Here is a 315-nt window from a genome sequence, read left to right on the forward strand (position 1 = left end):
AATACCTGCTTGTTTTCCAGTCATTGCAGTTCCTGCAATGCCTTCTAGTTGGGTATCAGTTATATCAGGCAGTGCAAGTGTCTGTAGATGCGCAAGGGCGGCTTTGCGCCCAATCTCGTACCCATCTTCGATTTGAGCAACGTGGACACCTTCTTTCATTAGAATCTCCGCTTGTCGGCATAACTCGCCTGCAAGCAAAATAGTACTTGTGGTACCGTCGTATGCTTCGCTTTCTTGTGTTTTAGCAAGGCTAACGATAATTTTAGTAGTTGGATGCTCAAATTTAGTTTCTCGGAGAATGGTTGCTCCATCATT

General features: G+C 44.8%; 1 protein-coding gene. It reads right to left on the minus strand.

From position 1 onward, the window contains the following. The coding region (locus AC3A8L_RS21430; protein WP_487964310.1) for a TCP-1/cpn60 chaperonin family protein at nt 1–315 on the minus strand (315 nt) is incomplete at both ends.

The organism is Marinagarivorans sp. (genome assembly GCF_982758155.1).